Here is a 762-nt window from a genome sequence, read left to right as displayed (position 1 = left end):
CTTAGATGTTTCAGTTCCCCTCGTTCGCCTCGCAACACTATGTATTCATGTTGCGATAACAGCTTATGCTGCTGGGTTCCCCCATTCGGACATCGTTAGCTCAAATGCTTGTTACTAGCTCGCCAACGCTTTTCGCAAGTTACTACGTCCTTCATCGCCTCTGACTGCCAAGGCATCCACCGTATACGCTTAGTCGCTTAACCATACAACCCAAATGAGTTTCACTCATCTGCGTCGCATTGCGACCAGCTTGGTTTTACTTGTCTCACTTCTGACCAAAGAAGTGGACGCGCCTTAGACGTAAACTATTCAATAAAGAATAATTTACTATTGAATATTCAAGACACTTAATAAAGTGTTTGAGAACTCATGTTCAATGCTTKCGCATTAAACGTTTTGTAATTAATCACATGACAGACTCATGCAATTAAATACTATCAGCTTTCCAAATTGTTAAAGAACAATGCGTACCGGCTCGCGGCGCATTTAGCTCTGACTTCTCCTAAGAGAAGMTAAACAAGCAATCTGTGTGAACACTCAACAAACATTAAGTTAGTCGTATAGGTAAGGAGGTGATCCAGCCCCAGGTTCCCCTAGGGCTACCTTGTTACGACTTCACCCCAGTCATGAACCACAAAGTGGTGAGCGCCCCCCCGAAGGTTAAGCTACCCACTTCTTTTGCAGCCCACTCCCATGGTGTGACGGGCGGTGTGTACAAGGCCCGGGAACGTATTCACCGTGGCATTCTGATCCACGATTACT

2 rRNA genes are annotated in these 762 nt (G+C 45.5%); both read right to left on the bottom strand.

Annotation, left to right across the window (positions count from 1 at the left end):
- A 23S ribosomal RNA gene (locus L5L94_RS21905) occupies nucleotides 1–203 on the bottom strand; the annotation flags it as partial.
- Nucleotides 204–565: 362 nt separating this feature from the next.
- Nucleotides 566–762 (bottom strand): 16S ribosomal RNA (locus L5L94_RS21900); the annotation flags it as partial.

This window comes from Shewanella sp. SM21, from assembly GCF_025654335.1.
Taxonomy (GTDB): domain Bacteria; phylum Pseudomonadota; class Gammaproteobacteria; order Enterobacterales; family Shewanellaceae; genus Shewanella; species Shewanella oncorhynchi.
The sequence above is the reverse complement of the archived record's forward strand: the minus strand, read 5'-3'. Positions and strand labels throughout refer to the sequence as shown.